Source organism: Rhodoferax sp. OV413, assembly GCF_945881795.1.
Classification (GTDB): Bacteria; Pseudomonadota; Gammaproteobacteria; order Burkholderiales; family Burkholderiaceae_C; genus Allorhodoferax.
Genome location: NZ_CAMCVG010000038.1, coordinates 1 through 21,078 on the forward strand (window position 1 = coordinate 1; position 21,078 = coordinate 21,078).

A 21,078-nucleotide genomic window follows, 5' to 3' on the forward strand; every position below is an offset into this window, starting at 1 on the left:
TTGCCGCACTCCCTGTGAACCCCACTTTGGGCCAGCGCCTCACGGCTCTGGACCAGGGGCAGCGCATCCGCCTTGCTTTGGGCATTGCCCTTTTTGTAGCCATTGCGGTGGTGGGCCTAGTGATGGGCCGGCAAACCGAATGGCGGGTGTTGTACTCCAACCTTGCAGACAAAGACGGCGGCGCAGTGATTGCGCAGCTGACCACCCTGAACGTGCCTTACAAATACACCGAGGGCGGTGGAGCCATCATGGTACCGGCGGAGCGCGTGCACGATGTGCGCCTGAAGCTCGCTTCCCAAGGCCTACCCAAGGGCGCGGTAAGCGGCTTTGAGATGATGGAAGCCAACCGCTTTGGCATGACGCAGTTTCAGGAGCGGCTGACGTTTCAGCGTGGCCTCGAAGGGGAGCTGACCCGGTCTATCCAAGCATTGGCATCCGTCGCCAGCGCACGGGTGCATTTGGCGCTCCCAAACCAGAATGGGTTTTTTCGGGAACAACAAAAGCCCTCCGCCTCGGTGCTGCTGAGCCTGCACCCGGGCCGAGCGCTGGATAAAAACCAGCTGGCGGGCATAGTGCATTTGGTGGCATCCAGCGTGCCGGAAATGAACCCCAATGCGGTGAGCGTTTTGGATGACACAGGCAAGCTGCTATCTGCAAACCCCGAGGCGGCGGCGGGGGTGGATGCGGAGCAGCTCCAATACGTACAACACATCGAACAGCTCTACAGCCGCCGCATCATGGATATGCTGGAGCCGCTAGTAGGCAAGCAAAACGTTAAAGCGCAGGTGACCGCGGAGCTTGATTTTTCTCAGACCGAGAGCACCACCGAGTCGCACCGGCCTAACCAGTCGCCCGACAGCAGCGCGGTGCGTAGCCAACAGCTGGTAGAAAGTACCAACGGCACCCAAGCCACGCCGCCTGCAGGTGTTCCCGGCGCCACAACCAACCAGCCACCCGCCCAAGCCGCAGCCCCCATCAACGGCCAGCCGCAGACGCTTGCGGCCAACGGCCAGACCAGCACCGCTAACAACTCGTCGAAGAAAGAGTCCATCGTCAATTACGAGGTGGACAAGACCATCAAGGTGACCAAGGGCGCGGTGGGGGTCATCAAGCGCATTACCGCAGCCGTGGTGTTGAACAACCAGACCGGCGTAGACGCCAAGGGCGTGCCGACCAGCGTACCGCTCACCGAAGCGCAGCTGGAGAAAATGACAGCGCTGGTGCGCGAGACGGTGGGCTTTAGCCAGGACCGTGGGGACTCCGTCAATTTGATGAACGCTCCGTTTGCGCCTGAAAAGGTAGCAGCCAATGACACGCCAGTGTGGCGCCAACCTGAGGTTCAAGACTTGGCTCGCAGCCTGGCCTGGCCTTTGGGCACCCTCGGTTTAGCGGCGCTGGTTTTATTGGGTGTGGTTCGGCCCGCAATGAAGGCGTTGAACCAGCCGGCGCAGGTGATCACCGAGCTGGAAGAAAGCGCGGATTTGGCGCAGCTGGACGCCTTGGAGAACGACCAGCCGGATCGGCCACAACTATCCGGCCCGGGCACCGTCAATGGCACGCAAGAGCCAACGGCTGCCGAATTGCGCCTCGAAGACGCCAGAAAGCTAACCCGCGACAACCCGGCCGCCGTGGCCAATATTGTGAAGACTTGGATCAATGGAGAAGCTCCAGCCTAAGGGCGGGCGCAAAATACGACCATGCCAAACGAAGACGGACTCCAGGACGCGGCGATATTGATGATGTCTTTGGGCGAGGCCGAGGCCTCCGAGGTGTTCAAGCACCTCTCGCCCAAAGAAGTACAGCGCTTGGGCGAGGCCATTGCCAAGACCACGCAGCTGACCCGCGACCGCGTGGACGACGTTGTAGAAAAATTCACCGGCATAGCGGCGTCGCAAAGCCTGTTGGTGTCTAACTCGGGCGACTATGTTCGCTCGGTGCTGAAGCTCGCGCTGGGCGACGACAAGGCGGCTCTGCTGATTGACCGGATCTTGCAGGGCGGCGATGTGTCCGGCATTGAGAGCTTGAAGTGGATGGATCCGCTCTCGGTAGCCGAGCTATTGCGCAACGAACACCCGCAAATTGTGGCCGCCATCCTGGTGCACCTTGACTACGACCAGGCGGCGGATGTGCTGAAGCACCTGACAGAGCGCCAGCGCAATGAAGTTATGTTGCGGGTAGCCACTATGGAAGGCATCCAGCCCACCGCCCTGAAGGACCTGAACGAGGTGTTGTTCAAGGTGCTGGCGGGTGGCGACAAGATTCGCAAGTCCTCGCTGGGCGGCGTAAAGACGGCAGCCGAGATGATCAACATGCTGGGCACTGCGATTGAGGGCACGGTCATTGAGTCAATTCGCAACCACGATGCGGATCTGGCTCAAAAGATCATGGACAAGATGTTTGTGTTCGACGACCTGAGCAAGCTGGACGACAAGGCGATTCAGATGGTGCTTAAAGAGGTGTCGTCCGACATGCTGATCGTGGCGCTCAAGGGGGCGCAGCCGGAGCTCAAAGACAAGATTCTGGCCAATATGTCGACCCGCGCTGCCGCAACACTCAAAGAAGACTTGGAGTCCCGCGGGCCGATGCGCCTGTCGGAAGTGGAAGCGCAGCAGAAAGAAATTCTCAAGACCGTGCGGCGTTTGGCCGACGAGGGACAAATTGTTATTGGCGGCGGGGGTGGCGACGACGCCATGGTCTGATGAGCCGGAACCAGGCGCGATTTATTCCCGGTGAGTCCGTTAGCTCGGCGGTGGGGTGGGAGTTTGGAGATGTTGACAAGGCATCTTCGCGCTTTGCAGCTAAGTTGGCTGCGCAGGCGTTGGCTGAAGAGCAAGCGAAGGACACTTTGCTTCGCCAGTCGTCTTTTTCTGAGGGCCACGCAAAAGGCCACGCAGAAGGGTACGCCGAAGGCTATGCCCAAGGGCACGCGCAAGCCACCCTGGACGGGCAGCGCCAGCTCAATGATTACATTGCCAACCAAGGAAAGACCGCCTCAGAGAGTCTTGCCAGGCTGTTTGAAACCGCCCAAAAGCAACTGGCCGAATCCGAACAAGCCATGGCGCAAGGGGTACTGGAGCTGGCCTGCGCCATTGCGCGCCAGGTGCTGCGCCACGAAATGGCAACCAACCCCAATACCCTGCAACCCGTGGTGCGGGAAGCTGTTAGCGTGTTGGCGATTGACAGCAAAGCAGCGCTGGTGCGCATGAATCCCACGGATGTGGAGGCGCTGTCCGACGTATTGCGGCAGGAGTTTTCTCATTTGTCGTTGACGCTTGTGCCCGACAGTGGAGTCAGCCGTGGCGGCTGTCTGGTCGAATCTGCAGGCACGGTGGTGGACGGCACGGTGGAGCAGCGTTGGCGCAAAACGGTGGCAACCTTGGGGCTGGATGCGCCTTGGGAAGACGCAGATGCAGTCGCCGAATAACACCCCCCAAGGCACGCCTGACGCTTGGGCAGCCTTTCTGTCGCAGGCATGCGCGGCAGTGCGCGCCGACACCTCGCTGGAAGTGCGCGGCACCCTGACCAAGCTCACCGGCTTGGTGCTGGAGGCTAGCGGCATACGCGTGCCGGTGGGCTCGCAATGCCTGGTGACCATGAAATCCCGCGAGCCTGTGTTGGCCGAGGTGGTGGGCTTTGCGGGAGAGCGGGCTTACCTGATGCCCGCTGGCGACCTGCATGGGCTCTCCAGCGGAGCAGCTGTGTCGGCGGCTCCGGCTTTTGTGCCGGTACCTCGGTTGGGCCAGACACCAGCGCTCGCAGACGCATCGAACTTAGGTATGTTGCGCCTACCCCTTGGCAATGGCTTGCTAGGGCGTGTGGTGGATTCGCAAGGTTTCCCGATGGACCGCATGGGCCCCTTGACCGATGTGAACGCGCAGGTCTTGGACCGAAAGCCGATCAACGCGATGGACCGCGCACCGGTGCGCGAGGCTTTGGATACCGGCGTGCGCAGCATCAATGCCTTGCTCACTGTGGGGCGCGGGCAACGGCTGGGCCTGTTTGCCGGATCGGGCGTGGGCAAGAGCGTGCTGCTGGGCATGATGGCCCGGTACACCCAAGCCGATGTGATTGTGGTGGGGCTGATTGGAGAGCGGGGCCGGGAAGTCAAGGAATTCATTGAAGACATATTGGGGGAAGACGGCCGGGCGCGATCGGTGGTAGTGGCAGCGCCTGCGGATGCTCCGCCGCTGCTGCGCATGCAGGGCGCCACCTACGCGACGGCCATTGCAGAGCACTTCCGTGATCAGGGCCGGCATGTGCTGCTGCTCATGGATTCGCTCACCCGCTATGCCATGGCGCAGCGTGAAATAGCCCTGGCTATTGGCGAGCCGCCGGCAACCAAGGGCTACCCCCCTTCGTGCTTTGCCAAGCTGCCTCAGCTGGTCGAGCGCAGCGGCAACGGGCTGAATGGCGTCGGGTCGATTACGGCGTTCTACACGGTGCTCTCCGAGGGAGACGACCAACAGGACCCGATTGCGGATGCGGCGCGGGCGATTCTGGACGGCCACATCGTGCTGTCCCGAGCGCTGGCCGAGGAGGGGCATTACCCCGCCATAGATGTGGAGCAATCCGCCTCGCGGGTGATGCACAACGTGGTGGACCGCGGGCACTTTGAAAATGCCCGCCGGTTTCGCAGCCTGTACTCCAAGTACCAGAAGGGTCGCGACCTGGTGCAGATCGGTGCGTATGCGCAGGGATCTGACCCCGTATTGGACGAAGCCATTGCGCTACAGCCTGGAATGCTACAGTTTTTGCAGCAAGATATGTTTGAAGCAGCGCCGATGGAGCAGACCTTGGCGCAGTTGGCCATGAGCACTGCGGTGGAGGCCTTGCCATGAGCCGGGTAGACCGGAGCGCCGACCATGGCTGATTCTTCCGGGCTGCTGCTGGCCATTGCGCAGGCGGAGCGCCGGCGCGACGAGATCCTCCGTACGCTGACCCAGAGCCAACAACGTGTGCAGTCGGCAATGGACCAGCTGGAGCAGCTTCGCGCTTATGCCAGCGACACCGACCAACGGTGGGTCCATACGGGCTCCGTGGGCCTGTCTGCTGAGTTGGTCAAGCACCACTACCAGTTTAGCGACCGCTTGCAACAGGCCATGGGCATGCAGGACGGAGTGATTACTAACTTGCGACGACAAAGCGACAACGTGCGCCAGCAGTTGCAGAAGGCCGAGAGCCGAGTGGCGGGATTGAAAAACGTACTCCAGAAGCGCCGTGCAGAGGCGCAACTGGTGGCCCGGCGGCGAGAGCAGTCAGCCATGGATGAGATGGCGGCTCAACTTTTTGCGCGTACGCGCGCCCAACTCCAACAAGGTGATGCACGATGAGCATGGAAGTAAGCAGCAAGGCTTCTTCAACCGAAGCCTCTAAAGCCAGCGAACCCGGTGCCGGCAAGAGAAATGGACACAACGCCGCGCAATCTACCGACGGCACAACGAGCTTTTTGTCCATCTTTGGAGCCTTAGAGGACGCCGCCGCCAGCGTTGTGCCTGACGCTGCCGAAGCCGTGCTGGCCGTTGTTGATCGCTTGGAGAAGCTCCGGGTGCATGGCGGCGAAGGCTTGGTGGATCCGGCTTTGCTGCTTGCTCAGGCACCGGTGCCTTCGGCTTCGGTGGTAACGCCCGAAGGGCCGGCCAAACCCGTCGGTAAAGGGCGTGCGCTGCATCCGGGCTCACTTTCTGCTGTGGGTGGTGCGGCATCCGGGGCAGTGAATGGGGGGCTTGACTCTGCCAAGACCGGCCAGGCAGCGTTGGACGGGTTGACCGGTGGAAAGTTCGCACTGAGCGATGCCACGTCCGGTCAATCAGCGAACGCCGGTGCTTCCGGCCATGAGGCAGCGAAGGAAGTGTTGCCGGAAAAAGTCGTCAAATTCATACAAGAGCTGGTGGCGTCCATGGCTAAAACCCCTGAACCTGGTGCGGTAGCGTTAGGGGCGGGTCGTGATCGAAACCAGGAAAGTCAGCCACTGGTGGCGAAAGCGGGCTCTGACGAGCCGTTTGTTGCTGTCGCCAATCAGCAAGGCGCAGGGGGTGCGATGGGCGTTGATGGCGTGGTGGCCACAGCAGACGGCGCAGCTTTAGATAGCGAGTTTTCTGAGCAAGTGAATTATTGGATCGGGCAAGACATTCAGAAGGCAGAAATGACCTTAGACGGTCTGGGCCTGAATCCGGTGGAAGTGAGCATTTCGATGCAGGGCAACGAAGCTCAGGTCATATTCCGGACGGACGAGTCCCAAGCGCGCGAGGCTTTGGCCAATGCGACCGAACAATTGCAGGAGGCGCTGAGCCGCCAGGGGGTGGCGCTTTCCAGTGTGTCGGTGGGGACCTCTGATTCGGGTGGGGCACAGCAACGACAACAGGGCGAAGGCCAACGGTCGGGCTGGAAGGTTGGCGTTGTGGACGCGGCTGAGTTGGCTCCAACTGCGCAGCCCCTACGTTCTTCAGGCCCCGGACGCACTGTAGACCTCTATGTGTAAGAGAGATTGGCGACAATGGCGGTTGCAAATGAATAATCCTCTTTATCCATGCTTATGGCCCTGAAGGCGCATGAATAATGCGGTGAACGCTATGAAAATGAGGTGTACACGTGTCTGCGAAACCTGAAGCGGCCCCAGCGGCCGATGATGCGGCCAAGCCGCCAGCAAAAAGCAAGAAGATGCTCATCATCATTGTGGTTGCAACGCTACTGCTGGTCGTGGGGGGCGGAGCCGCCTTTTTTATGATCAGCAAGCAAAAGGCAGACACCGAAGAGGGGGCTGAAGAAGCCGCGCCAGCGCCGGTGAAAAAGGCTGCTGCACGCGACGAGAAAAAGGTTCCCCCCGCTTATTTGCCCATGGACTCCATGGTGGTGAATCTGGCAGACCCGGGGGGCGAACGGGTTGCACAGATCGGCGTAACGCTGGAGGTGGCGGATGCTAAGACTTCCGACATGGTGAAGGCTTACCTCCCCACGATTCGCAGCAGTGTGCTGATGCTGATTTCTCAGCGTACCGCGGATGAGTTGCTAACGGCTGAGGGCAAGGAAAAACTCATCGAAGACATTCTGAGGGCAGCTTCCATTCCGTTTGGCGGCAGCTGGGAGGATGAAGACGAGGGTACAAGCTCCAAGAAGAAAAAGAAGAAGAAAGTGGTGCAAGTGGAGTACCCTGTGACTGGTGTTTTGTTTTCCAGTTTTATCGTTCAGTAAAGGACAGCCAGACTTGTCATGAGCGAATCGTTTCTTTCTCAGGAAGAAGTTGATGCCCTTCTGGAAGGTGTTACCGGCGAGAGCCAGAAAACCGTAGAAGAAGAAGCAGAGAGCGGTGAGGTACGCGCTTACAACATCTCCAGCCAGGAGCGGATTGTTCGCGGGCGAATGCCCACGATGGAGATCGTGAACGAACGTTTTGCCCGCAACCTCCGCGTAGGGCTGTTCAATTTCATCCGTCGCAGCCCTGAAATTTCGGTGGGCCCTGTGGTGGTGCAGCGTTACAGCGCTTTCCTGCGTGAGTTGGCAGTTCCCACTAACTTCAATATCGTGGCCATCCGGCCTCTGCGCGGCAGTGGTCTGGTGGTGTGCGAGCCAGCCTTGGTGTTCGGTGTGATCGACACCTTGTACGGTGGCATTGGCAAGTTTCAGACCCGCATTGAGGGGCGCGACTTCTCTGCTACGGAGCAGCGCGTGATCAACCGGCTGGTGGATGTGATTACCAGTGAATACAAGAACGCTTGGAAGGGCATTTACCCTTTGGAGTTGGACTACCAGCGCTCTGAGATGCAGCCGCAATTTGCCAACATTGCGACGCCCAGCGAGATTGTGATTTCGACCTCATTTCAGCTGGAAATCGGTGACATCAGCGGATCGATTCACTTCAGCTTTCCCTACTCCACGCTGGAGCCCATTCGGGACGTTTTGTACTCATCCACACAGGGCGACTCGATTGAGGTGGACCGCCGTTGGGTGAATGTGTTGACCCGCGAAATTCAGGCGGCTGAAGTCACTATCGTGGCCGAGTTGGCTCGCGCGGATGCGACTGTGGAGCAACTGCTGGGCATGAAAAAAGGCGACTTTATCGAACTCGACCGCGCGCCACGCATCCAGGCCACTGTAGATGGAGTTCCGATTTTTGAGTGCCAATACGGAACGCACAATTCCAAGTACGCGATTCGCATTGAAAAAGCGCTTCGTGGAAATGATCAAACCTGGTTAGGAGAACGTAATGCCATCTGAAGATAAACCGGACGATACTCTGGGTGCGGGTGACGAGGGCATGGCGGATTGGGCCGAGGCCTTGATGGAGCAAAAATCCAGCGATGGCGGATCGGACATGTCCTCTGGCGGACCGCTCTCCGGCGACTCTCCCAAGCCCTTCAGCTCGAGCGGCGAGGGTCATGTCAACGACATCAACATGGTGCTCGACATTCCCGTGCAACTGTCCGTTGAGCTTGGTCGCACCAAGGTGCCCATCAAGCACATATTGCAACTGGGCCAAGGGTCTGTCGTGGAGCTTGATGCCCTGGCGGGCGAGCCTATGGATGTGCTGGTGAACGGCTACCTGATTGCCCAGGGTGAGGTGGTGGTGGTGAACGACAAGTTCGGCATCCGGCTGACCGACGTGGTCACGCCTTCTGAGCGGCTCAAGCGCGTCAGCCGGCACTGAGTAAGCGGTGGTGCCCATGTCCACGCAGCTAATCCCGGTCATCGGGTTCCTGATCGTGCTCGCCTGCTTGCCGTTTTTCCTCAAATGGTTGAAAGCGAGAGTCCCGAACGGCCTGCGCTTGGAGGGCACTCAAAATCGATTTGTTTCTGCGGTCTCTGTGGGTCCGCATCAGCGGGTGGTGACTGTTGAGGTCGGACCCGCGAATGCGAGGGTTTGGTTGGTTTTGGGAGTGAGTTCGGCGGGTATTCAGTGCTTGCACACTGCAGTGGCTCCCGCTTCAGCCATAGGCATGACCGAAGCAGCCGAAGCTACAGGAACCCGTGACTGATATGCGCTTGGGTTCGCTAATTTTTCTGAGGATCGGATTGCGCTTTCTTTTGGGCGCAACACTGGCCTTGGCTGCATTTTCGGCCTCGGCACAAGCGCCCGGTCAACTGCCCCTGTTAATCGGAACCGGCCAAGGCGGGACGAATTTTTCTGTACCCATTCAAACCCTGCTTTTTTTCACAGCGCTGTCTTTCATTCCTGCGGTGCTGCTTTTGATGACGGGCTTTACCCGCATCGTAATTGTGTTGTCCCTATTGCGGCAGGCCTTGGGCACCCAGTCGGCGCCGCCCAACCAGGTCATTATTGGGCTTTCCTTGTTTTTGACACTCTTTGTAATGGGGCCAACCTTTGACCGCATCTATGCGGACGCTTACTTGCCGTATTCACAGGGCACCATGCCCTTCGATCAAGCGCTGCAAAAGGCTGAGGCACCGATCCGGGGTTTCATGGTGAAGCAGACCCGGCAGTCAGACTTTTCGTTGTTTGCCAAGCTGGCCAAGTTGCCACCGGATGTCACCGCCGAAACTGCGCCGATCCGGGTACTTGTTCCCGCCTTCGTCATCAGTGAGCTGAAGTCGGCATTTCAGATCGGGTTCATGATTTTTATTCCCTTTTTGGTGATCGACATCGTGGTTGCCAGCATTTTGATGTCGCTGGGCATGATGATGTTGTCCCCTGTGTTGGTGGCGCTGCCCTTCAAGCTCATGCTTTTTGTTTTGGCGGATGGCTGGAATTTGCTTATCGGTTCCCTCGCAGCAAGTTTCGTAACCTGACGTGCTGATATGAACGCACAAGCCGTTTTAACCATGGGCCAAGAGGCGTTGCTGATGCTGCTCATGGTGTCAGCGCCAGTGTTGGCTGCTGCTTTGATTGTGGGCTTGCTGGTCAGCCTTTTTCAGGCTGTGACCCAGATTAACGAGGCAACGCTGGCCTTTGTGCCCAAGCTGGTGGCCGTCATTGCTGTCTTCGCAATCGCTGGTCCATGGATGCTCACCATGCTGGTGGAGTACATCCGCCGGATTTTGGAAGCTATTCCGGCCTCTGTGGTCTGACACTAGCGCCCCCGTGATTTCCTTCGATGAAGCGCAAATTGCGCAGTGGATTTCACCCATCATCTGGCCATTCTTACGGGTTCTGGCGGTGTTTACATCTGCGCCAGTGCTGTCCTCGAGGGCCTTTCCGCTGCGGGCCAAGATTGGTCTTTCCTTGCTGGTGGCCTTGGCGGTTCAGGCGAGTTTGCCGGAAGCCCCTGTGGTTCCGTTTAACGACCCGGCCGCTCTTGCGGTGGTCTTACAACAGGTGGTGATCGGCCTGACGATTGGCTTTGCAGTCCGCTTGGTTTTTTCTTCAGTGGAGTTGGCCGGTGAGGTGGTCGGCTTTCAAATGGGGCTGAACTTTGCTTCGTTTTTTGACCCATCGATGAACAATCAGTCCAGCGCCGTGGCGCGGTTTTTTGCGCAAATGGCATCCCTGCTGTTTGTGGTGCTTAATGGGCACTTGCTGGTCATGATGGCAGTGACCCAGAGTTTTGTGGCGTTCCCCGTTTCTCCTCACTTCTTGGATGCGTTGGCTGCCATGCAGCTGCAAAAGCTCGGGGCAGAGGTCTTTGCCAGCGCGCTCTGGATTGCCCTGCCGATGGTCGGCATTTTGTTGTTCACCAATATGGCACTCGGCATCATCTCGAGGGTCGCCCCGCAAATGAACATCTTTGCGATCGGATTCCCCATCACGCTTGTGGTCGGAATCGTAGGCATCGCGGTCACGCTCCCGATGCTGGATCAGCCTTTCACCGCTTTGATGACCCGTGTGATTGGATTGTTTGTTTCCGGGTAGCGTTCAAACTGTTCAAACCAGGGCGTTGCGGATGGCGTACACCGTGAGTTCCGCGTTGTTGGCCAAGGCTAGTTTTTCCAGGAGACGAGCCCGGTAGACGCTGACTGTTTTGGGGCTCAGCATGAGCTCTTCAGCGATGTCGGATAGCTTTTTGCCAGATGCAATCTTGATCAGCGTTTGCAACTCCCGCTCAGACAGCCGCGAATGCAAGGTCTCAACACTTGGCGCAGCCAACTGGTCTACCAGCATCTCTGAGACCGAGGGCGTGACGTATTTTCGGCCTGCACGAATGGTTTTGACCGCTATCACCAGCTCGGCGGGATCTCCGGCCTTGTTCAAGTAGCCAGAAGCTCCAGCCCGAAGGCACCGGATGGCGTACTGGTCCTCTGCAAACATGGACACGATCAGTGTTTTGATGTGGGGGTGCGAATCCTTGAGTGCGGCCATCACCTCCAGCCCGCTACGACCTGGCAAGTTCAGGTCTAGCACGAGGACTTCGCAGGGGGCAGACCGTAACACCTCACGAAGCTCAGTGTGATTCGCGGCTTCACCCGAAACATGGATCTCCCCGGAGTCCGTCAATGTGTCCCGGATCCCCCTGCGGATCATGGCGTGGTCATCACACAGAACTACTTGGATCATTGATTGCTCTCAAGTGGTGGGTTTAAAGCCGGCATCAATAGTGGTGCTGTCAGGGTAATCCGCGTGCCACGCCCGGGCTGGCTGCTCACATCGAGCCAACCGCCAATCGCATGGGCCCTCTCGTTCAAACCTTTAAGGCCGAACCCGGGTGTCTCTTCGAGCCGGTGTGACTCAAATCCCGGCCCGGTGTCCGTGATTTCCACGGTCAATACGCCCCCTGCGTCTGACATTTCGACATTCACACTGCTGTTCGGTGCGTATTTTCCCGCGTTAGTCAGGGTCTCCTGCACCGTTCGATAGGCTCCGAGGCGAACGGCATCAGGCAGGTTTTCAGCCCGGAGCTCGCAGCTCAACTTCACGCTGGCGCCTGTGCGCCGCGAGTGCGCCTCGCAAAGCCACTGAACGCTGGGGCCCAGTCCCTGGTCAAGGATTGCGGGGCGGGTGTTCTGCATGATGCGTTGTGTGGCGACGAGGGCCTGTCGAACCATGTCTTGCGCCGAGTCGACGCGCTGCAGTGTCTCCGCTTGGGCGGAATGGCGGCCGATCCATGCAAGGTCCAGCTTGATCGCCGCCAGAGCCCCCCCTATCTCGTCATGAATTTCTCTGGAAATCGCCGCACGCTCCTTCTCGAGCGCGGTCTGCAAGTGGCGCGCCAATTGGGTGATCCGCTTCTCTGACTCGGCCAGATCCTGGGCGGTCTTTTTGCGTTCCGCTTGGGCAGCATGCAGCTTGAGCGTGCGCATGATGACGCGGCCAATCTCTTGTAAGTTGTCTTTATGAAGGAAGTCACCGATGCCAGCTTGTATCGCTTCCACGGCCGCTGCCTCGCCGATGGCACCGGAAACGATCACACACGGGGGCGGAGCATCGAGCTGGCGGATGTCCGCCCACGCCTCCATGGCCGAGAAACCAGGCAGGTTGAAGTCCATCAACACGACATCTGCGTCATATCGGGAAAGTGCCGCTAACAGAGATGACTTGTCTTCAACTCGGATAAACCGTCCACTGATGCCGCAAGCTTGCGCAGCTCGCGTCACCAAGAGGTGGTCAACGTCGGAGTCCTCTAAGTGGAGCACCGTCATCTGTCTTCCTTCTGGAGCGGGCAAAATGTGTGGGCCTATCATGTTCCGGATTATGAGTTGGCGGCGAATTTTGGGCGGTTTTTGTTCTGCCAAAGTAGTCGATTTTTCCCAAAATTCGTGAATCCTGCTAATCTAACGTTTTATCGAAATTCGAAGGTCATGAATCCAGCGTAGGATAGAGAACAAGACAGGAACTGAGGAAGAATGACAATGGACCCATCTTTGACGTCACCTACAGCGCCGGCCGTTCAGTTGCCAGTTATGTTGGTGGCCGAAGTGCAGGATTCGCTCTTGGTGGTTGTGCATGACTTGACCCGTTTGGATGGTCTTTTGGCGCACACAATGGAAAACCTCATGGAACGGTTTACCACCGCGAGTGCCAATTTGGCTTCGCCTGCGCTGGGCAGCTCGTATGAGTTGGACCAAGTCCGCAGTGCCCTGCATTCGGCAGTGACTGAGCTTCAGTTTCAGGACATGGCTTCACAGCTGATCGTTCACACTTCCAAAATTCTCCAGGGTTGTGCCTATCGCCTGGCCTCGGAGTCTATGGGGAGCGAGGATGGCGAAGCAGTGCCCTTCGTCGAAGAGGTGCCTGAACGCCCTAACCCTGTTACGCAAGACGAGATGGACGCTGGTTCCATCGAGCTTTTCTAATAAACATTCAATTACCGCGTTTTTTTCGGAGCAACTCATGCCTTTAATCCTTGCCGTTGATGATTCCCCCTCTATGCGAAAAATGGTTTCTTTCACTTTGACCGGCGCTGGGTATCAAGTGGTTGAGGCAGTCGATGGTCAGGATGCCTACGAAAAAGCACAGTCGCAGACCTTTGATTTGGTCTTGACTGATCAAAACATGCCCCGTATGGACGGCCTCGGGTTGACTAGAAAGCTGCGCGAGCATCCGCAATTCAAGACTACGCCTATTTTGATGCTCACCACCGAGTCGAGTGACTTGATGAAGCAGGCTGGTCGGGCTGCGGGCGCCACTGGTTGGCTGGTGAAGCCTTTTGACCCGGCCAAGTTGCTGGATGTCATCAAAAAAGTTATCCGCTGATTCGGCTCGGTATATCCAGAAACTCATTAACAGGAGCTAGGCATGTCCGAGACGCATCAAGACAGTAGTGCAGGGGGTGACTTCGATCTCAGTCAGTTCTACCAAATCTTCTTTGAAGAGGCCGGAGAGAACTTGGATCAAATGGAGCAAATGTTGCTCAACTTGAACCTCGAGACAGCAGACGATGAAGAGCTGAATGGAATCTTCCGCTGTGCCCATTCAGTGAAGGGGGGGGCAGCTACTTTTGGCTTCGCTGATGTGGCTGAATTGACCCATCAAATGGAGTCGCTACTTGATCGCTTGCGTCGCCATGAGCTTCAGCCTAACGCTGCAATGGTGGATGTGTTGCTGGAGTCGGCTGATGCTTCTCGCAGCTTGCTGGCACGTCACCAAGCTGGAGACGAAGGTGAAGCCATCGCGACCGGTGATTTGGTGCAGCGAATCAGCATTCTCGCGGCTGGCGGAAGCCTTGCGCCTCAAAAGCCCGCTGCAGTGGTCGCTACTGCCGTAGTGAGGGCAGAGAATCCGCCTGTGGCCCTTGGTTCCGCCCCACCTAAGGCTGGCGGCAAGCGCAACCTGGAAATTTCGGTTGGTCCATTGGAGAAGCCTGAACAGGCCGACGCGATTAAAGAACTGTTTCGCGACATACCCGGTTTGGGGAGCATTTCAGCGGCATCCTCGTCAAAGCCCTCCTATAAGGTTTTTCACGCAGAAACAGGTTCGACAGACGACGAGCTCCTGGATCTGTTCGCATTCCACGTCTCTCGGGATAAGGTTCAAATTTCCAGCCGGCCAGAGGCTGCGGCTGCGGAGCAAGGGTTTGGGTTTTTCGATGGTGCTGCCGGTGCCCCCGCTGCCACTCCAGCGGCTGTGCTCAAAGAGACCGGTTTCGGATTTTTCGATGGTTCCCCCGGCGCGCCGGAAGCTGTGCAAGCGGCTGCAATGCCAGCTGGCGCCCTACAGGATTCAGCTCCCGCTCCGAAGGTCGCGGCAAAGGCAAATCCTGCGATTGTGGCTCAGCCCGAGGCAGCAACCATCCGCGTGGCGATTAGCAAGGTGGACCAGCTCATTAACTTGGTTGGCGAGTTGGTGATTACGCAAGCGATGCTTGCCCAAAACAGTCGAGCCCTGGATCCGGCGATTTATCAGCAATTGCTCACTGGGCTGGCAGACCTCGACCGAAACACGCGAGATTTGCAAGAGTCGGTCATGTCCATTCGCATGATTCCGATGTCGATTGTGTTCAGCCGCTTTCCTCGCATGCTGCGGGATTTAGCGGGCAAGCTCGGCAAAAAAGTCGAGTTCGTGACACAGGGTGAAGCGACCGAACTAGACAAGGGATTGGTTGAAAAGATCACTGACCCACTCACTCACCTTGTTCGGAATAGCTGCGACCACGGTATTGAAATGCCTGCGGATCGAATTGCTGCTGGTAAGTCCGAGTCTGGAACCATCACATTGTCGGCGTCGCATCAAGGGGGATCCATCGTCATCGAAGTTCGAGATGACGGTCGCGGCCTCTCCCGCACCAAGATTCTAAGTAAGGCGCGGGAACGAGGCATCGATGTTTCTGACCAGATGACCGATGCTGAAGTTTGGCAGTTGATTTTTGCTCCAGGTTTTTCTACCGCAGCCGTCGTGACGGATGTGTCTGGTCGCGGAGTTGGTATGGACGTGGTCAAAAAGAACATTACCGCCCTGAATGGCACAGTAGACATCGATTCAGCCGAGGGTTACGGCATGAAGGTGTCTGTCCGCTTGCCGCTGACTCTCGCGATCATGGATGGCATGTCGGTCGGTGTTGGTGAAGAGGTGTATATCCTTCCGTTGTCTTCGGTGATTGAGTCCTTCCAAGTCAAACCAGATGCCGTGAGTACGGTCGGTCAGGGGTCTCAATTAGTCAAGGTACGTGACGAATACATGCCAGTAATCGAGCTTGAAAAAGTGTTTCAGGTTCCGAGGTTCGATTTTGAAAAGTCTTGCGACATCATGGTGGTCGTTGAGGCTGACGGAAGTAGGGTTGCGCTCTTAGTGGATGAACTACTGGGCCAGCAGCAAGTAGTTGTGAAGAATCTTGAATCGAATTATCGGAAAGTGCCGAACGTTTCGGGGGCTACGATTCTCGGGGATGGCAAGGTTGCGCTGATCCTCGATACCGGTGCTTTGGTTCGACGCTCACGCCACTAAACGACCAGATCTAGGAGATTGTTATGGGCATGATGGAAAAACTGAATGATCTTTCGGCTACTGGCGCTAGGGAGTATTTAACCTTTCGCTTAGATCAGGAAGAGTATGGAATCGATATTCTGAAAGTTCAGGAGATTCGTGGATATGAGTCCCCAACGCGCGTTGCAAATGCGCCAGTTTTTATCAAAGGGGTTGTGAACCTGCGCGGAACTATCGTTCCCATCGTGGATATGCGACTGAAGTTCAACTGCGCTCAGGCTGAATACAACTCGTTCACGGTTGTCATCGTTTTGAACCTTCGCAGCAGAATTGTAGGTATTGTGGTCGACTCGGTCAGTGATGTTATGGAGCTTCCTCAAGAAAGTTTGAAGGCTGCGCCCGATATAGATAGTGTGATCGACAGCTCTGCTGTATTGGGTTTGGGCTCCATTGGTGAGCGGATGTTGATTTTGTTGGATATAGAGAAGCTCATGTCTGCGCCTGAGATGGGCTTGGTCTCGATTTAAGAGTGACGAACTTAATAGAAGTTTTTGCGACCGCTCGATATTGGCTTTTCACTAGCTTACCTTAATGTTGATTAATGCCGCTAATGAATTGCAAGGCCGAGAATTTCTCTGGACCAACGCTGATTTCGATCACGTGCAAAAGCTTATTTATCAACGTGCCGGTATCAGTTTGCACGATGGCAAGCACGCAATGGTTTACAGCCGACTGTCAAGGAGACTTAGAGAGACGGGTCACCACAGTTTCAGAGAGTATTTGCAGTGGTTGGAGAGTAATGATGGCGCGGAATGGCAAGAGTTTGTCAATGCCCTTACTACAAATCTCACCTCGTTTTTCAGAGAGGCGCACCATTTCGAAATTTTGGCAAGTTACTTGAAAGAAGGAAAGTTCGATCGGGAATGCCGAATCTGGTGCAGTGCAGCCTCTACCGGTGAGGAGCCTTATTCCATTGCAATGACTGCGTTCGAGGCTCTGGGAGAAGGACGGCTTTTCTTAATATCTGCAAGCGATATTGATTCGAAAGTGCTTCAGGTCGCCGCGCAAGGGGTCTACCGAACAGAGGGGTTGAAGGGGATCGATCAGTCGCGATTGCAGCGATTTTTCCTTAAAGGAAAAGGATCCAATGCTGGTATGGCTAGAGTCAAGAGTGAGCTAAGAGAGAAAGTAGATTTCTTGATTGTTAATCTAATTAAAGACAACTGGCCGTTTGGCGAAAGTTTTGATGTGGTCTTTTGCCGGAACGTTATGATTTATTTTGATTCGGCTACTCAAAGACGGGTTTTAGAGCGCATTCACAGGGTGATGAAGCCCGGCGGTATGTTGTTTGTTGGGCACGCAGAGAATTTCAGCGACTCACGTGATTTGTTCGCGTTAAAAGGAAAAACGGTATACGAGCGCATTTAGTGGTCACTAAATCAGATACTCATTTTTAGGCTATGAATATTTCAAATTCCGGAGCTCCGATGGCGCGACAGCCTCTGGCCCAAGCAGGGCCGAAGGTATTGGCAGGCGGACGTGTGTCCCGTGTCGATCAGTTAAGGGCCCAGCCACGCAAGCCTGGGGAGGCATCGTTTTTCTATGCTGATCATCATTTCCAATATGATGCGGTAAAGGTTTTGCCGGGTGAGTATTTCGTATCAAACGAGGAAATTGTAATCATGACGGTCCTGGGTTCCTGTATTGCCGCATGTATTTGGGACGGGAAAGCGCGCATTGGGGGAATGAACCACTTTATGCTTCCGGATGGCGATGGCGGGGATGGCTCCGGTCGCTATGGGTCGTTTGCCATGGAATTGCTTATCAACGAGATGCTCAAACTCGGGTCTCGCCGTGAGACCATGCAAGCCAAGATTTTTGGCGGTGCGCAAGTGATGGCCGGATTTACCACCATGAATGTCGGCGAGCGAAATACTCAATTCGTTATCGACTATCTGGCAACTGAACGGATTCCTGTTGTCTCCCAAGATGTTTTGGATATCCATCCACGCAAGGTGTGCTTTTTCCCGACAAGTGGCAAGGCGCTGGTAAAGCGTCTTGCCCATGCTCATCCCGAGACGCTTGTCGTCGAGGAGCGTAAGGGCAATGCGGCGACCGTGGCAAAATCTAACTCTGGTGGTTCTGTTGATTTGTTCTGACGGTTCATGAAGAAAATTCGTGTGGTTGTGGTTGATGACTCGGCGCTTGTTCGCAGTCTGTTGGCCGAGATATTGAATGGCCAGCCTGACATGGAATGCGTTGGTGCAGCGAACGATCCTCTCATTGCCCGGGAAATGATTAGGGAGTTAGATCCTGATGTGATTACCCTGGATATTGAGATGCCCAAGATGGATGGACTTGAATTTCTATCCCGTTTGATGCGTTTGCGGCCTATGCCAGTGGTCATGATCTCCACCCTCACAGAGCGTGGTGCGGATGTGACAATTCGTGCTCTCGAGCTCGGGGCGGTAGATTTTGTTGCTAAGCCGAGAATCGGGCTGGTAAACGGAATCAAGGAGCTGTCCGTAGATATTGTTGAGAAAATCCGTATTGCTGCAAAGGCGCATGTCAGGCGTTTTAGCAATCTGGCGAGTGATGCGCAGACTTTGCCGGTGTCTGATGGCGGGCAAGGCGGCGCTCAGTTGTTGGCCAATACACGTATTTCAACCGAAAAGTTGATTTGTATTGGTGCTTCAACTGGCGGTACCGAAGCCATTAGAGAGGTGCTTGTAAAGATGCCCGCGGATGCGCCAGCTATAGTGATCACTCAGCATATGCCCGCCGGCTTCACCACCAGCTTTGCGGCGAGATTGAATTCGCTTTGTCAAATTACCGTTCAGGAAGCGTCAAATGGCTCTCGCATCCTCCCCGGACATGCGTACATAGCACCAGGAGGTAAGCAATTTCGGTTGGGTCGAAGTGGCGCGAACTATGTCTGCATAGTTGAAGATGGTGAGCTCGTCAACCGGCATAGACCTTCGGTCGAAGTGTTGTTTCTTTCCGTCGCCAAGTTGGCTGGTGCGAACGCGCTTGGCGTCATGTTGACTGGCATGGGCAGCGATGGTGCGAATGCCATGAAAGAAATGAAGGATGCTGGTAGCTACAACTTGGTGCAAGATGAAGCATCTTGTATTGTTTTTGGTATGCCGCGCGAAGCAATCCTCGCTGGTGCCGCTGATGAGGTCTTGCCCTTGAGTAAGATTGCTCCTGCATTGCTCTCTCGTCTAAAGGGTATATCTGACCGGCATCGAATCTAACGCGTTTGTGCGCCTAATTTAGGTGACTCAAATTTTTGGACTAAAACCAAAACACTGAACCTGCCCCTGTTGGACGTACCTCTTAGCCAAGAAGCGGCTCTGAATCGCCCCGGGTTTGAACTGACACCCAGAAGTTGGACGGTTGCCTTTCCGCCAACTAAGCGGTGTTTCTCAGCCGGTACTCTACCGGGCTGAGTCCTTTCAGTTTGAGCTTGATGCGCTCATTGTTGTAGTAGTGGGGTAATCCCCCCGATAAACCACTGGCCCCAGAAGTAGAATTTTCCAAGACGGAAGTTCTACGTGAAGTGACCTGCCCCCCATAAACCGTACCAGCCATTTTTCCAAGAAGTCCATCAACCCGGAGAATGATGGACATGAGAACAAGCAAATTCAGCGAAGAGCAGATCATTGGTTTTCTGCGGCAGGCCGAGGCTGGCATGCCGATCAAGGAGATCGGGCGCAAGCATGGTTTCAGTGATGCGTCGTTTTACAAATGGCGCTCCAAGTACGGGGGCATGGACGCCAGCGAAGCCAAGCGGCTGCGCGAGTTGGAACTGGAGAACGGCAAGCTCAAACGGCTGCTGGCCGAACCCACTTGGACATCCACGCCCTCAAGAGCGTCTTTGGCACAAAGCGCTAGCCCCACAAGTCAAACGCGAGGCCATAGGACGCATGGTGGCTGAATACCGAATGTCCGAACGCCACGCCTGTACCCTTGTGGGGCTAAGCCGTGACACTTACCGCCATGTGTGCCAGACCAGTGCGCTCAACGTGGAACTGCGCGACCAGATTGTCCAGACCGCGCACATACGCAGGCGCTGGGGATACCGCATGATCCATGACGTACTGCGCCCGCAGTACCCCGACATCAATCACAAACGGGTGTACCGCATCTACACCGCTGAGGGAGTGTCGATCAGGAAGCGCAAGAAGACCAAGCGCATTGGCGTTCGCGTGCCGCTAGTGGCCGCTATGGCAGTCAATCAGACCTGGAGCATGGACTTTGTGGGCGATGCGATAGCCAGGCCGGGCGCCATGTCACGGCGCATCAAATGTCTCACGGTGGCCGATGACTTCAGCCACGAATGTGTGGACATCACAGCAGATTTTGGCATCGGCGGTGCGTACGTCACCCGGCTGCTGGACAGGGCTGCCACATTCCGGGGCTACCCGAAGGAAGTAAGAACCGACAACGGACCGGAATTCACGTGCAGGGCATTCATGACATGGACGCAGAAGCACAACATCAAACACATCCTGATCGAGCCGGGTAGCCCGACCCAGAACGCCTACATCGAGAGTTTCAACGGCACCTTCCGTGATGAGTGCCTGGACGAGAACTGGTTTGAATCGCTGGAGCAGGCCCGCCAGATCATTGCCACATGGAGAACCGACTACAACGAGATCCGGCCACACAGCAGCTGTGGACGCATCCCTCCTGCAACGTTCGCCGCTTTGAATCGTCAGTTAACTGCCGATTCAAAGCAAACCTGCAAGACAGATCCAGGGATCAGTTAATCTTGCGAGCTTCGGACTTCTGGAATTTAGATTGGTACGGGGAATGGGGGCAGGTCATGGGCGGGCCACTTTTTTTCGGGGGCAAGGTCACACCCCGTCGCGTGGCGGGGTGTTTTTTTTAGTACTGCCCAGGCGTGAGCTGCTGGCAAGACTAAAAAAGCAAAAAAGTGACATGCTTGTTGCCGTAGAGGTCAAAAGTGTGTCATAATACAAGGCTTCGCTGATCACAGCCTAGCCTAGAGAAGCCAAGTGCTTCAGTCTTGATCGTTAACAATTTACAGCCGATAAGCGTGGGCGTTTGAAAGTGACTGCCAAGTTCTTTTGGAACTAGTCGTAAGACTTTAAACGCTCATGAGAATAGAAGTGAAGTTCACTTCAATTCCGTTTTTATGAGTTGCTCGAGAGAGCGAAAAAATTCAAGATCGAACTATAGAGTTTGATCCTGGCTCAGATTGAACGCTGGCGGCATGCCTTACACATGCAAGTCGAACGGTAACAGGTTAAGCTGACGAGTGGCGAACGGGTGAGTAATATATCGGAACGTGCCCAGTCGTGGGG

The 21,078-nt window shown here is 56.0% G+C and carries 22 protein-coding genes, 1 rRNA gene and 2 pseudogenes; 22 read left to right on the plus strand and 3 right to left on the minus strand.

What is annotated here, in order from left to right:
* The first annotated feature begins 14 nt into the window (after positions 1-14).
* The 13 genes from fliF (at position 15) to fliR (ending at position 10,801) form a co-directional block, all read left to right on the plus strand.
* Positions 15-1,676: a flagellar basal-body MS-ring/collar protein FliF gene (gene fliF, locus Q0O05_RS06435; RefSeq protein WP_293661402.1), complete on the plus strand. Its 1,662-nt coding sequence runs from the start codon at positions 15-17 to the stop codon at positions 1,674-1,676.
* A 21-nt stretch (positions 1,677-1,697) separates the two neighbouring features.
* Positions 1,698-2,699 carry a flagellar motor switch protein FliG gene (gene fliG, locus Q0O05_RS06440; protein WP_293661368.1) on the plus strand — a complete coding sequence of 334 codons (1,002 nt, stop codon included), beginning with the start codon at positions 1,698-1,700 and terminating at the stop codon, positions 2,697-2,699.
* Positions 2,699-3,424 (plus strand): flagellar assembly protein FliH, encoded by a 726-nt coding sequence (locus Q0O05_RS06445; RefSeq protein ID WP_293661370.1) that lies wholly within the window; start codon positions 2,699-2,701, stop codon positions 3,422-3,424. The genes fliG and Q0O05_RS06445 overlap by 1 nt, the downstream gene beginning before the upstream one ends.
* A complete protein-coding gene (gene fliI, locus Q0O05_RS06450; RefSeq protein ID WP_293661372.1) occupies positions 3,408-4,838 on the plus strand; it encodes a flagellar protein export ATPase FliI in 1,431 nt (476 codons plus the stop codon). Before Q0O05_RS06445 ends, fliI begins: the two co-directional genes overlap by 17 nt.
* A gap of 24 nt (positions 4,839-4,862) precedes the next feature.
* On the plus strand, positions 4,863-5,330 hold the full coding sequence (gene fliJ / locus Q0O05_RS06455; RefSeq protein ID WP_293661374.1) for a flagellar export protein FliJ: 468 nt from the start codon (positions 4,863-4,865) through the stop codon (positions 5,328-5,330).
* Positions 5,327-6,478 carry a flagellar hook-length control protein FliK gene (locus tag Q0O05_RS06460; RefSeq protein ID WP_293661376.1) on the plus strand — a complete coding sequence of 384 codons (1,152 nt, stop codon included), beginning with the start codon at positions 5,327-5,329 and terminating at the stop codon, positions 6,476-6,478. Before fliJ ends, Q0O05_RS06460 begins: the two co-directional genes overlap by 4 nt.
* Before the next feature lie 179 nt (positions 6,479-6,657).
* Positions 6,658-7,188, plus strand: a complete 531-nt coding sequence (locus tag Q0O05_RS06465; RefSeq protein ID WP_293661403.1) for a flagellar basal body-associated FliL family protein — start codon at positions 6,658-6,660, stop codon at positions 7,186-7,188.
* An 18-nt stretch (positions 7,189-7,206) separates the two neighbouring features.
* Entirely contained in the window at positions 7,207-8,211 is a 1,005-nt protein-coding gene (gene fliM, locus Q0O05_RS06470) for a flagellar motor switch protein FliM (RefSeq protein WP_293661378.1), read from the plus strand.
* Positions 8,201-8,641, plus strand: coding sequence for a flagellar motor switch protein FliN (fliN, locus tag Q0O05_RS06475; protein WP_293661380.1), 441 nt, complete (start codon positions 8,201-8,203; stop codon positions 8,639-8,641). The genes fliM and fliN overlap by 11 nt, the downstream gene beginning before the upstream one ends.
* Before the next feature lie 16 nt (positions 8,642-8,657).
* Complete coding sequence (locus Q0O05_RS06480) at positions 8,658-8,969, plus strand: flagellar biosynthetic protein FliO (RefSeq protein ID WP_293661382.1); 312 nt, start codon at positions 8,658-8,660, stop codon at positions 8,967-8,969.
* A 1-nt stretch (position 8,970) separates the two neighbouring features.
* Entirely contained in the window at positions 8,971-9,741 is a 771-nt protein-coding gene (fliP, locus tag Q0O05_RS06485) for a flagellar type III secretion system pore protein FliP (protein WP_293661405.1), read from the plus strand.
* A 9-nt stretch (positions 9,742-9,750) separates the two neighbouring features.
* On the plus strand, positions 9,751-10,020 hold the full coding sequence (gene fliQ, locus Q0O05_RS06490) for a flagellar biosynthesis protein FliQ (RefSeq protein ID WP_293661383.1): 270 nt from the start codon (positions 9,751-9,753) through the stop codon (positions 10,018-10,020).
* Positions 10,021-10,033: 13 nt separating this feature from the next.
* Positions 10,034-10,801, plus strand: coding sequence for a flagellar biosynthetic protein FliR (fliR, locus tag Q0O05_RS06495; RefSeq protein ID WP_293661385.1), 768 nt, complete (start codon positions 10,034-10,036; stop codon positions 10,799-10,801).
* Positions 10,802-10,813: 12 nt separating this feature from the next.
* On the opposite strand, the gene Q0O05_RS06500 is transcribed toward fliR, so the two are convergent.
* Both Q0O05_RS06500 and Q0O05_RS06505 read right to left on the minus strand, forming a co-directional pair.
* Positions 10,814-11,443 carry a response regulator transcription factor gene (locus Q0O05_RS06500; protein ID WP_293661386.1) on the minus strand — a complete coding sequence of 210 codons (630 nt, stop codon included), beginning with the start codon at positions 11,441-11,443 and terminating at the stop codon, positions 10,814-10,816.
* Entirely contained in the window at positions 11,440-12,525 is a 1,086-nt protein-coding gene (locus Q0O05_RS06505; RefSeq protein WP_293661388.1) for an ATP-binding protein, read from the minus strand. The genes Q0O05_RS06500 and Q0O05_RS06505 overlap by 4 nt, the downstream gene beginning before the upstream one ends.
* A 210-nt stretch (positions 12,526-12,735) precedes the next feature.
* On the opposite strand from Q0O05_RS06505, the gene Q0O05_RS06510 reads away from it, so the two are divergent.
* The 7 genes from Q0O05_RS06510 (at position 12,736) to Q0O05_RS06540 (ending at position 19,002) form a co-directional block, all read left to right on the plus strand.
* The gene (locus Q0O05_RS06510; protein ID WP_293661390.1) at positions 12,736-13,179 is read left to right on the plus strand and encodes a hypothetical protein; all 444 of its coding nucleotides are present in this window, start codon (positions 12,736-12,738) and stop codon (positions 13,177-13,179) included.
* Positions 13,180-13,216: 37 nt separating this feature from the next.
* Positions 13,217-13,579 (plus strand): response regulator, encoded by a 363-nt coding sequence (locus tag Q0O05_RS06515; protein ID WP_293661392.1) that lies wholly within the window; start codon positions 13,217-13,219, stop codon positions 13,577-13,579.
* A 42-nt stretch (positions 13,580-13,621) separates the two neighbouring features.
* Complete coding sequence (locus Q0O05_RS06520; RefSeq protein ID WP_293661394.1) at positions 13,622-15,766, plus strand: chemotaxis protein CheW; 2,145 nt, start codon at positions 13,622-13,624, stop codon at positions 15,764-15,766.
* A gap of 23 nt (positions 15,767-15,789) precedes the next feature.
* A complete protein-coding gene (locus Q0O05_RS06525; protein WP_293661396.1) occupies positions 15,790-16,272 on the plus strand; it encodes a chemotaxis protein CheW in 483 nt (160 codons plus the stop codon).
* 64 nt (positions 16,273-16,336) lie between these two features.
* Positions 16,337-17,173 carry a CheR family methyltransferase gene (locus tag Q0O05_RS06530; protein ID WP_293661398.1) on the plus strand — a complete coding sequence of 279 codons (837 nt, stop codon included), beginning with the start codon at positions 16,337-16,339 and terminating at the stop codon, positions 17,171-17,173.
* A gap of 32 nt (positions 17,174-17,205) precedes the next feature.
* The gene (gene cheD / locus Q0O05_RS06535) at positions 17,206-17,904 is read left to right on the plus strand and encodes a chemoreceptor glutamine deamidase CheD (protein ID WP_293661400.1); all 699 of its coding nucleotides are present in this window, start codon (positions 17,206-17,208) and stop codon (positions 17,902-17,904) included.
* Positions 17,905-17,910: 6 nt separating this feature from the next.
* Positions 17,911-19,002, plus strand: a complete 1,092-nt coding sequence (locus Q0O05_RS06540) for a chemotaxis response regulator protein-glutamate methylesterase (protein ID WP_293661401.1) — start codon at positions 17,911-17,913, stop codon at positions 19,000-19,002.
* A 157-nt stretch (positions 19,003-19,159) separates the two neighbouring features.
* Here the strand turns inward: Q0O05_RS06540 and Q0O05_RS06545 are convergent.
* A pseudogene (locus Q0O05_RS06545) lies at positions 19,160-19,264 on the minus strand (IS3 family transposase); the annotation flags it as partial.
* A gap of 112 nt (positions 19,265-19,376) precedes the next feature.
* Between Q0O05_RS06545 and Q0O05_RS06550 the strand changes: the two are divergent.
* Positions 19,377-20,520 (plus strand): annotated as a pseudogene (locus Q0O05_RS06550) (IS3 family transposase).
* Positions 20,521-20,944: 424 nt separating this feature from the next.
* Positions 20,945-21,078, plus strand: a 16S ribosomal RNA gene (locus Q0O05_RS06555); the annotation flags it as partial.

Excerpts from the sequence above, each read along its gene's own strand:
- fliG (WP_293661368.1), top strand. The coding sequence starts at position 1,698 with ATGCCAAACGAAGACGGACTCCAGGACGCGGCGATATTGATGATGTCT.
- Q0O05_RS06445 (WP_293661370.1), top strand. The coding sequence starts at position 2,699 with ATGAGCCGGAACCAGGCGCGATTTATTCCCGGTGAGTCCGTTAGCTCG.
- fliI (WP_293661372.1), top strand. The coding sequence starts at position 3,408 with ATGCAGTCGCCGAATAACACCCCCCAAGGCACGCCTGACGCTTGGGCA.
- fliJ (WP_293661374.1), top strand. The coding sequence starts at position 4,863 with ATGGCTGATTCTTCCGGGCTGCTGCTGGCCATTGCGCAGGCGGAGCGC.
- Q0O05_RS06460 (WP_293661376.1), top strand. The coding sequence starts at position 5,327 with ATGAGCATGGAAGTAAGCAGCAAGGCTTCTTCAACCGAAGCCTCTAAA.
- Q0O05_RS06465 (WP_293661403.1), top strand. The coding sequence starts at position 6,658 with ATGCTCATCATCATTGTGGTTGCAACGCTACTGCTGGTCGTGGGGGGC.
- fliM (WP_293661378.1), top strand. The coding sequence starts at position 7,207 with ATGAGCGAATCGTTTCTTTCTCAGGAAGAAGTTGATGCCCTTCTGGAA.
- fliN (WP_293661380.1), top strand. The coding sequence starts at position 8,201 with ATGCCATCTGAAGATAAACCGGACGATACTCTGGGTGCGGGTGACGAG.
- Q0O05_RS06480 (WP_293661382.1), top strand. The coding sequence starts at position 8,658 with ATGTCCACGCAGCTAATCCCGGTCATCGGGTTCCTGATCGTGCTCGCC.
- fliP (WP_293661405.1), top strand. The coding sequence starts at position 8,971 with ATGCGCTTGGGTTCGCTAATTTTTCTGAGGATCGGATTGCGCTTTCTT.
- fliQ (WP_293661383.1), top strand. The coding sequence starts at position 9,751 with ATGAACGCACAAGCCGTTTTAACCATGGGCCAAGAGGCGTTGCTGATG.
- Q0O05_RS06500 (WP_293661386.1), bottom strand. The coding sequence starts at position 11,443 with ATGATCCAAGTAGTTCTGTGTGATGACCACGCCATGATCCGCAGGGGG.
- Q0O05_RS06505 (WP_293661388.1), bottom strand. The coding sequence starts at position 12,525 with ATGACGGTGCTCCACTTAGAGGACTCCGACGTTGACCACCTCTTGGTG.
- Q0O05_RS06510 (WP_293661390.1), top strand. The coding sequence starts at position 12,736 with ATGGACCCATCTTTGACGTCACCTACAGCGCCGGCCGTTCAGTTGCCA.
- Q0O05_RS06515 (WP_293661392.1), top strand. The coding sequence starts at position 13,217 with ATGCCTTTAATCCTTGCCGTTGATGATTCCCCCTCTATGCGAAAAATG.
- Q0O05_RS06520 (WP_293661394.1), top strand. The coding sequence starts at position 13,622 with ATGTCCGAGACGCATCAAGACAGTAGTGCAGGGGGTGACTTCGATCTC.
- Q0O05_RS06525 (WP_293661396.1), top strand. The coding sequence starts at position 15,790 with ATGGGCATGATGGAAAAACTGAATGATCTTTCGGCTACTGGCGCTAGG.
- Q0O05_RS06530 (WP_293661398.1), top strand. The coding sequence starts at position 16,337 with ATGTTGATTAATGCCGCTAATGAATTGCAAGGCCGAGAATTTCTCTGG.
- cheD (WP_293661400.1), top strand. The coding sequence starts at position 17,206 with ATGAATATTTCAAATTCCGGAGCTCCGATGGCGCGACAGCCTCTGGCC.
- Q0O05_RS06540 (WP_293661401.1), top strand. The coding sequence starts at position 17,911 with ATGAAGAAAATTCGTGTGGTTGTGGTTGATGACTCGGCGCTTGTTCGC.